A 7,815-nucleotide genomic window follows, 5' to 3' on the forward strand; every position below is an offset into this window, starting at 1 on the left:
ATCCTACCCTACAAAGCAGATTAGGTTCTCTCCATTCGCTTTTTTAAGCCTGGAAGAGAACCTAATCTGTCATCTAGTTGTTGATTTATTATACAGTACGCTTTGAGGTTAGAGATTTTTATCTCCAATCCATCATGAATAAAGCAAGCAGCATTCGTGTTACTAGATTATCAATACAAACATTATATAATGCTACACCTTACCATTAATCAGAGGTTGGAAACTTCTGTCCTTGTTCCTTTGTCTTTCCCATTATGCTTTCTTTTTCCACATAAATCGTTACATTCTTAGCAATTTGCAAGGTCACCAACTCATCTTGAATGGAAATAATTTTACCATGAATTCCAGACAGTAATAGAACTTCATCACCAGCTTTTAAAGAAGCTAGATAAGTTTTTCGTTGCTCCATCTGTTCTTGAAGCATTTTTTGCTGACGGAAATGACTGATGCTTGACAGTATAATCGGAGTTCCTGCCAAAACAATCAATATTCCATAAAGTAAAGTCGTATTCATTATGCTAAAATCTTAAGCCAGCTGCCAATAATACCAATGATAACTGTCAGAATAACTAGTTTGTAGGTTGTCCATTTCTTTTCTTTGATCAAATAGTAAACCAAAAGAGTAAAGAGAGCTGGCAGAAGCGCTGGTGCTACTTTATCAAGCATACCTTGAATGCTCACGATACTTTGATTTGTACCTGCTTTTACTTTTCCAGCGGCAAATGTAATAGGCACTGTCATCTTAACAGAAGTAGCTGCTAGACCTGCAATAACCGTCACGCCAATGATATTAGCAATCCGCGAAATAGTCGCCATTTGCTCACTTAGTTTGTCAATGACAGTTGTTCCCAACTTATAGCCATACAAACCAGTAGATAATTTAATCCCTGTCAAAATGGTATTCATAGCCAAGAAAAACAAGATTGGACCAATAATCAAACCATCTTTCGCAAAAGAAGCTGCGATTGTGGAGAAGAGTGGTGCCAAGCAGAATTGTGAAAGTGAATCTCCAATCCCGGCCAAAGGTCCCATCAATGCCATTTTAATGTTACGTGTTTCTTCTGTGGGACGATCATTTTCTAACATGACTAAGTGTAAACTCGTAATAAAGGGTAGAAAGTGAGGATTCGTATTGTAAAATTCACAATTTTCTTCTAATGCTTTGTAAAGACCTTCTTGATTATCACCATAGTGTTTTTTCAAAGCAGGATACATAACATTTGCATACCCTAGCCCTTGATAATTGCTGTAGTTAAAGCCATTTTGTAAAAAGAATGCCCGCAAAGATGTTTTGAGATAATCATTCTTGTTTAATTTAGATCCAGTCATCGTGTGCTTCCTCCTCTACCACATGATCTGCTGTTTTTGGTTTGTTGTAAAATTCGATTAAAGCAAAGATTGTACCTACAATAGCAATACCGATTGTCGGAATTTTTAGATAAGCCGCACAAACATAACCTAGTAATACAAACGGGATCAATTCTTTCTTAGCCATGACAGATAAGATCATTGCAAACCCAATAGCCGGAAGCATTTTACCAGCAACCGTTAAACCAGAAAGTAATACTGGCGGAATGTAGCCTACTAATTTCAGCAAAGTATCCATTGACAGAGCACCCAAGCATCCCAAAGCAAAGCCAATCACAGCAAACAACCAAATCGTCGCATTCAACGTAATTTTGAATTTCTTCATATCACGATTTTTCAAATGCTTCATAGCTGTTTCTGGCGCACCTGCACGTACCGTATATGCAAAAGTTTGTACAAATTGAATTGCAACGGCAATTGGAGTAGATAGAGCAAGTGCTGCTTCTGGCGTAACTTTTCCTGCACTTGTAATCGCCATCAACGTTCCAAAAATACCAGGTCCGATTGGATTTGGCGGAACCGTTCCTCCAGCACCAACACCAAATCCCATATAAGCCAATTCACCAATCGCTCCCATTGTTAAAGCAGTTGGCAGGTCTCCTAAAATAATCCCTACGCCAAATGACAAAACAATACATCTGTTCGTATAAATCCCTAACAGCATTCCACTAAAACAGAACGCTGTCCATAAACCAATTAAAATCGCTTGAAATAAATTAATTGACATCATGAATCTCCTTTTTTTAAATATAATCCAATATATTTACTTCTACAGCTCCATCATTACCGCTTGGAGTTGTTTTTGTATTAAAAGTTACCTGATAAGACTGACTCAGTTCCTTAATCGCTGCCTTATCCTCTTCTCCAAGGAAAATAGAACGTGTAACCTGTTCTTTTCCTTCTGCATTATGAATATTTCCAATATTGATTTCCTTAATTGGAACACCACCTTTTACCAAAGTTAGTGCATCTTTCATATCTTTCAAAACAATAAATATCGTTTGAGCAGGATTTGCTTTGTGAATAATATCAATAACTTTTTGCAACGAGAAGAAGCGCATGGCAATAGAATCTGGTACAACCGCCTTCATCAATGTTTGTTGAATCTTATCAGTACTCACTTCGTCATTTGCCACGATAACTGTATTGCAGCCTAGATATTTCACCCATAACTGTCCTTGACCATGAATCAATCGTTCATCCACACGGGTCATAATAATATTTGGTGTTGTCATCTCTCTCCTCCTACCAATATAAATTCCAATCTTTATAGAAACGTATTAGAGCTTCCAAGTAATAATAATCGCCCCATATATTGCCTTCATCTACTCCTTTGCCAGAATGCCATGAGTACACTCCATGAAGAAGCGTCGTTCCTCCAGGCTTGTACTGATCACTAGCATAATCTTCTATCAGAGAGCGAAGCATAGCGTGCATCGCATGTTTGTAAATGTCTTTATCTTTATCTACTTCCGGCAAGTATTTCAGCATTTCATGAATCCCACAGACCGCAATAGCTGTCGCAGAAGAATCACGAGACTGTTCACTACCATCACTAAAGATTAAATCCCAATAGGAAACATGATCTTTTGGCAGGCGATTCAAGAAATAATTCGTTACACCTTTGAATAAATCAAAACAAGATTCATCTTTCAAATGGCGATAAGTCAATGGAATACCATACACACCCCAAGATTGTCCTCTTGCCCAGCAAGAATCATCGCTATAACCTTGTCTTGTTACACCTTTTAGAGGGTGACCTGTTTCAGGATCGAAGTAAAATGTGTGAAAAGATGAGGCATCATCACGAATGACATTATTGACAGAGGCATAAAAATGTTTTTCTGCAATCTCATAATATTTTTGCTCACCTGTTTCTTGATACGCAAAGAATAGCAACTGAATATTGAGCAAACAATCGATAATCAAACGATAATGTTCTTTCTTACCTAACTCACCCCAAGCCTGAATAAACCCTCCTTTTTCTTGATAGCGTTCAATCAGCTTATCTGCTGCTTTTAAGGCAGCCTCTTTAGCATTTTGGTCACCGTCCAACTTATATTCACTCATGCACGATGGAGTATAAAGAAAGCCTAAGTCATGGTGATCTAGTTCTACTCTTTTATTGACCCGTTCCAAGAAAGACAAGACATTTTTATGAGCTATTTCTTTAAATTTTTCATCATGACTGTATTCATAAGCCAGCCACAGTTCTCCCGTCCAAAAACCATTGGTCCATTCTGTATTATCCATAATTGGATAAACATTATCAAAGGTTGCGGGAGTCGGGAAGTCTTCCTTAAAATAATCAAGATTAATCTCTAACTGCCGAATGACTTTCTCAATTGCCTGTTCTACTTCATTTTTTGTCAAAAGCGGAACTTCTAAAAATCGTTCAGGAGTGTTAATTTCTTCAATCGTAACTTTTTTAATCATTCCTTTTACCTTTTTAAATTCCTGACTCAAAATCTTCTTCTATTACTTCTGAATCATCTGAAAACAACTCTCTGCCATTGACAACACCGCCATGTGCTGCTGCAACTGCTTTTTTAGCAACTTCATCAAATGAAAGTGTCATTCTCGCAAAAACGGTTTCCAGCAACATAGCTAAATTCAAGCCTGACAAAACATTCATTTGCAAATCTGGTCTATTTCCCATTATCGTGGATGCCACCTTAAACGGCGTTCCACCTAATAAATCACACAAGACTAAGACCTCTTCGTCGCTTGTAATAGCAGCTAGAATTTTTTCTTTTAGTTCGTTTGCGGACATGCCTTCCACAAAATCAATAGCATCTACTTTCTCTTGCTCGCCCGCAATCAATTTCAAAGAACTATGAATCCCTGTAGCGAAATTTCCGTGTCCTATAACTATGATTTTCATACATTCTCCTCTCTTTTAAGTTTACCGGTTTACTTACATTTCCCATTGTAGCCTATTGTTTTTTACTTGTCAATACTTTTTTTAAAAAAATATTAGCGCTTACATCTCTTTTGAAATCTATATTTCTTTTTAACATTTAGTAGATTATCTTCAAAAATCCGAAAAGCAGATTTTTACAAAGGTTCCACCACTAAATATCAAAAAACATTTTTTATCGTTGACAAAACCGGTTTACTAGAATATAATCTTGTTAGAATGAAATCTTATTAAACTGAAAGGAAATAAAATATGACAGAAAAAATTTTCTCCATAGAACAATTTTCTCTAAAGGGAAAAATCGCCCTTATCACTGGAGCTTCCTACGGAATAGGCTTTGCCATTGCCAAAGCCTACGCTGAAGCAGGAGCCACTATTGTTTTTAATGACATCAACCAAGAATTAGTTGACCGAGGTTTAACTGCTTATCATGAAGCAGGAATCTCAGCACATGGTTATGTTTGCGATGTTACTGATGAAGCTGGTATCCAAGCAATGGTTGAGCAAGTTGAGCGAGAAGTTGGCATTATTGATATTTTGGTCAACAATGCAGGCATCATTCGAAGAGTTCCTATGTGCGAAATGAGTGCAGCTGATTTTCGCAAGGTGATTGATATTGACTTAAACGCACCGTTTATTGTTTCCAAAGCCGTCATTCCTTCGATGATTAAAAAAGGACACGGAAAAATCATCAACATTTGCTCCATGATGAGCGAGCTCGGTCGCGAAACAGTTAGTGCTTACGCCGCTGCTAAAGGTGGACTCAAAATGCTAACGCGTAACATCGCTTCAGAATACGGCAGTGCTAATATTCAGTGTAATGGTATTGGTCCTGGCTATATCGCCACTCCTCAAACAGCACCATTACGCGAATTACAAGAAGATGGCTCACGCCATCCATTTGACCAATTTATCATCTCTAAAACACCTGCGGCACGCTGGGGAAATCCAGAAGACCTCATGGGACCAGCTGTTTTTCTCGCTAGTGATGCTAGCGACTTTGTCAATGGACATATTCTCTACGTTGACGGTGGTATCCTAGCTTATATCGGAAAACAACCAGAATAGAAAGAAGGACTAAAAATGAAAATTGCTTTAATTAACGAAAATAGTCAAGCTGCTAAAAACCACATTATTTATGATGCCTTAAAAGAAACAACTGACAAAAAAGGATATGAACTATACAACTACGGTATGTATGGAAAAGAAGGCGAAAGCCAATTAACTTATGTTCAAAATGGTTTACTAGCAGCCATTCTCTTAAATACAAAAGCTACTGACTTTGTCATCACCGGTTGCGGTACTGGTGAAGGAGCGATGGTTGCTTTAAATAGTTTTCCTGGTGTGGTCTGTGGCTTGGCTGTCGAACCAACAGACGCCTACCTCTTCTCTCAAATAAATGGTGGCAATGCTCTTTCAATCCCTTATGCAAAAGGCTTTGGCTGGGGTGCAGAATTAAATCTAAAATTGATATTTGAACGACTTTTTGCTGAAGAAGTTGGTGGTGGCTATCCAAAGGAAAGAGCAATTCCTGAACAACGAAATGCTCGTATTTTAAACGAGGTTAAAAAGATTACCCATAACGACCTGCTAAGCGTTCTAAAAAACATCGACCAAGATTTCTTGAGAGAAACAATTGCAGGAGAACATTTCCAAGAATACTTCTTTGCGAACTGCCAAGATAATGAAATCGCAGCTTACTTAAAAGGACTTCTTGATGTATAAATCCATTTTGCAACCCGAAAGGAATTGACACATGACGAAATTATTGCTATTTGGTGAGCCGCTGATTCGAATTACGCCTGTAGACGTTTCTTCTCTTGGTGACCAAGTGGTCAGCACAACTTATTTTGGCGGATCGGAAGTCAATATCGCCTGTAATTTACAGGCCTTAGGAATTTGCACAAAACTTTTTACAGGATTGCCAGATAATGAAATTGGTAATCGATTCCTAACGTTTTTGAAACAGCATGACATCGACACTAGCACTATTTTCCGACTTGGTGACCGACTTGGGGTTTATTATCTGGAAAATGGATTTGGTTGCCGCCAAAGTGAAGTTTTTTACGACCGCAAGCATACCAGTATCAGTCAGATTCGTCCTGAAATGCTGGATATGGACAACTTGTTTAAAGGAATCAGCCATTTTCATTTTAGTGGTATCACAGTTGCCATTGATGCGCAAGTCCGTGAAGTGCTACTATGTCTTTTGCAAGAAGCAAAGCAAAGGAACATCGCCATTTCTATGGATCTCAACTTGCGCACTAAAATGATTTCTGTCTTAGAAGCCAAATATGAATTTTCAAAATTCGCTCGCTATGCCGACTATTGCTTTGGAATCGATCCAATTATGGCAGATGAAACAGATCTTGACATGTTTCCAAGAGAAACAGCAAGTTTGGCGGAGATTGAAAATCGCATGCGTCATTTAAAAGAAATCTATTCCTTTAAAGCCATTTTTCATACGTTCCGCTCCACTGATGCACAAGATAAAAATGTCTATCAGGCTTATGCGCTCAGTGATACATTTGAGCAATCTGTCCAGCTAAAAACTGCTGTCTATCAACGTGTTGGAAGCGGAGATGCTTTTGTTTCTGGCGCACTCTATCAATTACTCATGCAAGCTTCTTTAAAAGATACACTTGACTTTGCTGTTGCTAGTGCGACTATGAAGTGTACTCTTGCTGGCGACAGTATGAGCAAATCTGCTACAGCCATTGAAAAATTGCTAACAACCACCAAAGATATTATTCGTTAGGAGAATAGCATGACTAAATCAGATATCATTATTGAATTAAAAACACAAAAAATTGTCGTTGTTGTTCGTGGAAAGACAAAAGAAGAAGGCCTCAAAGCATCTATCGCCTGTATCAAAGGTGGTATCAAAGCTATTGAAGTTGCTTATACCAATCAATACGCTGGCGAAATTATAAAAGAGCTAAACCACCTATATCAAGATGATGCCAGTGTTTGTATCGGAGCTGGAACTGTACTGGATGCTGTAACCGCAAGAGATGCAATGCTAGCAGGTGCTCATTATATTGTTTCTCCTTCTTTCAACTCTGAAACTGCAAGAATCTGTAATCTCTATGGCATTCCTTATATTCCGGGTTGTATGACCTTAACAGAAATCACCACAGCACTGGAAGCTGGCAGTGAAATCATCAAACTCTTTCCAGGAAGTGCTCTAAGTCCAAAATATATCTCTTCCGTTAAAGCACCAATTCCTCAAGTAGCTATCATGGTGACAGGTGGCGTCAATTTGGATAATGTTTCAGATTGGTTTTCTGCTGGTGCGGACGCCATTGGTATTGGTGGAGAATTTAACAAACTTGCCAGCCAAGGTAATTACGAAGCAATTACAACAATTGCTAAACAATATACCGCACTGAAGTAAAAAATCTAGTCCTTTTCTTATGATAAATTGTAAAATATAGTTCAACAAAAAATCTCATAGCGTTTCATTGGTGTAAACTGTAAGTAACCACACAAACAGAACCCGAGGAAAAACTATGAGCTACTCCCAT

Annotated in this window: 10 protein-coding genes; 4 read left to right on the forward strand and 6 right to left on the reverse strand. The window is 38.2% G+C overall.

What is annotated here, in order from left to right:
• Positions 1–205 precede the first annotated feature (205 nt).
• From FQ204_RS04615 to FQ204_RS04640, 6 genes are read right to left on the reverse strand one after another with little or no spacing between them, the layout of a single operon-like run.
• Positions 206–514, reverse strand: a complete 309-nt coding sequence (locus FQ204_RS04615; RefSeq protein ID WP_006270279.1) for a preprotein translocase subunit YajC — start codon at positions 512–514, stop codon at positions 206–208.
• Positions 514–1,329 carry a PTS system mannose/fructose/sorbose family transporter subunit IID gene (locus FQ204_RS04620; RefSeq protein ID WP_003035586.1) on the reverse strand — a complete coding sequence of 272 codons (816 nt, stop codon included), beginning with the start codon at positions 1,327–1,329 and terminating at the stop codon, positions 514–516. Before FQ204_RS04620 ends, FQ204_RS04615 begins: the two co-directional genes overlap by 1 nt.
• Positions 1,316–2,095, reverse strand: coding sequence for a PTS mannose/fructose/sorbose/N-acetylgalactosamine transporter subunit IIC (locus tag FQ204_RS04625; protein WP_003070605.1), 780 nt, complete (start codon positions 2,093–2,095; stop codon positions 1,316–1,318). Before FQ204_RS04625 ends, FQ204_RS04620 begins: the two co-directional genes overlap by 14 nt.
• Positions 2,096–2,111: 16 nt before the next feature.
• Positions 2,112–2,603 (reverse strand): PTS sugar transporter subunit IIB, encoded by a 492-nt coding sequence (locus FQ204_RS04630; RefSeq protein ID WP_025271640.1) that lies wholly within the window; start codon positions 2,601–2,603, stop codon positions 2,112–2,114.
• 10 nt (positions 2,604–2,613) lie between these two features.
• A complete protein-coding gene (locus FQ204_RS04635) occupies positions 2,614–3,804 on the reverse strand; it encodes a glycoside hydrolase family 88 protein (protein ID WP_144209199.1) in 1,191 nt (396 codons plus the stop codon).
• Between the two features lie 13 nt (positions 3,805–3,817).
• Positions 3,818–4,252 carry a PTS sugar transporter subunit IIA gene (locus FQ204_RS04640; RefSeq protein WP_003035587.1) on the reverse strand — a complete coding sequence of 145 codons (435 nt, stop codon included), beginning with the start codon at positions 4,250–4,252 and terminating at the stop codon, positions 3,818–3,820.
• Between the two features lie 288 nt (positions 4,253–4,540).
• On the opposite strand from FQ204_RS04640, the gene FQ204_RS04645 reads away from it, so the two are divergent.
• Genes FQ204_RS04645 through FQ204_RS04660 form a run of 4 tightly spaced genes read left to right on the forward strand, consistent with a single transcriptional unit; the run spans position 4,541 to position 7,685 of the window.
• Positions 4,541–5,356 (forward strand): gluconate 5-dehydrogenase, encoded by an 816-nt coding sequence (locus FQ204_RS04645; RefSeq protein WP_025271637.1) that lies wholly within the window; start codon positions 4,541–4,543, stop codon positions 5,354–5,356.
• 15 nt (positions 5,357–5,371) lie between these two features.
• Positions 5,372–6,013, forward strand: a complete 642-nt coding sequence (locus FQ204_RS04650; RefSeq protein WP_144209202.1) for an RpiB/LacA/LacB family sugar-phosphate isomerase — start codon at positions 5,372–5,374, stop codon at positions 6,011–6,013.
• Between the two features lie 31 nt (positions 6,014–6,044).
• Positions 6,045–7,046, forward strand: coding sequence for a sugar kinase (locus tag FQ204_RS04655; protein ID WP_003035472.1), 1,002 nt, complete (start codon positions 6,045–6,047; stop codon positions 7,044–7,046).
• Between the two features lie 9 nt (positions 7,047–7,055).
• Complete coding sequence (locus FQ204_RS04660) at positions 7,056–7,685, forward strand: bifunctional 4-hydroxy-2-oxoglutarate aldolase/2-dehydro-3-deoxy-phosphogluconate aldolase (RefSeq protein WP_126441689.1); 630 nt, start codon at positions 7,056–7,058, stop codon at positions 7,683–7,685.
• The last annotated feature ends 130 nt before the right edge of the window (positions 7,686–7,815 follow it).

Source organism: Streptococcus constellatus, from assembly GCF_902167705.1.
Lineage (GTDB): Bacteria > Bacillota > Bacilli > Lactobacillales > Streptococcaceae > Streptococcus > Streptococcus constellatus_A.

Bases quoted from the DNA above. Each gene is read 5' to 3' on its own strand.
- FQ204_RS04615 (WP_006270279.1), bottom strand. From the start codon at position 514: ATGAATACGACTTTACTTTATGGAATATTGATTGTTTTGGCAGGAACT.
- FQ204_RS04620 (WP_003035586.1), bottom strand. From the start codon at position 1,329: ATGACTGGATCTAAATTAAACAAGAATGATTATCTCAAAACATCTTTG.
- FQ204_RS04625 (WP_003070605.1), bottom strand. From the start codon at position 2,095: ATGTCAATTAATTTATTTCAAGCGATTTTAATTGGTTTATGGACAGCG.
- FQ204_RS04630 (WP_025271640.1), bottom strand. From the start codon at position 2,603: ATGACAACACCAAATATTATTATGACCCGTGTGGATGAACGATTGATT.
- FQ204_RS04635 (WP_144209199.1), bottom strand. From the start codon at position 3,804: ATGATTAAAAAAGTTACGATTGAAGAAATTAACACTCCTGAACGATTT.
- FQ204_RS04640 (WP_003035587.1), bottom strand. From the start codon at position 4,252: ATGAAAATCATAGTTATAGGACACGGAAATTTCGCTACAGGGATTCAT.
- FQ204_RS04645 (WP_025271637.1), top strand. From the start codon at position 4,541: ATGACAGAAAAAATTTTCTCCATAGAACAATTTTCTCTAAAGGGAAAA.
- FQ204_RS04650 (WP_144209202.1), top strand. From the start codon at position 5,372: ATGAAAATTGCTTTAATTAACGAAAATAGTCAAGCTGCTAAAAACCAC.
- FQ204_RS04655 (WP_003035472.1), top strand. From the start codon at position 6,045: ATGACGAAATTATTGCTATTTGGTGAGCCGCTGATTCGAATTACGCCT.
- FQ204_RS04660 (WP_126441689.1), top strand. From the start codon at position 7,056: ATGACTAAATCAGATATCATTATTGAATTAAAAACACAAAAAATTGTC.